The 408-nt window shown below is 70.3% G+C and carries 1 protein-coding gene; it reads left to right on the forward strand.

Annotated elements, in window-relative coordinates; all coding sequences use genetic code 11:
* On the forward strand, positions 1 to 408 hold a 408-nt coding region (locus P2P98_RS12395), incomplete at both ends, for a substrate-binding domain-containing protein (protein WP_275800177.1).

Genomic DNA, 408 nt, shown 5'->3' on the forward strand with positions numbered 1-408 from the left:
GCGGCGTTCGAGGCGATCCAGAAGGCCAACCCGAACGGCGGGAAGGTCCTCGTCGTCTCCACCGACCCGGGTGTGTCCACCACCGACGCCCGCGCGCAGGGCTTCGAAGACGCCGTCAAGAAGGACAGCAAGTTCTCCTCCGTCGGGGTGCAGTACTCGCACAACGAGCCCTCCACCGCCGCGGAGATCGTGACGGCGGCCCTGCAGAAGGACCCCGACATCGTCGGCATCTTCGCCGCCAACCTCTTCGCCGCCGAGGGCTCCGCCACCGGTGTCCAGCAGGCCGGCAAGCAGGGCGCCGTGACGATCGTCGGGTTCGACGCCGGTCCCGCCCAGGTCAAGGCCCTCGAAGCCGGCACCGTCCAAGCCCTCGTCGCCCAGGAGCCCGCCACCATCGGCGAAGACGGC

It is taken from the genome of Microbacterium sp. Kw_RZR3 (assembly GCF_029222405.1).
Taxonomy (GTDB): Bacteria; Actinomycetota; Actinomycetes; order Actinomycetales; family Microbacteriaceae; genus Microbacterium.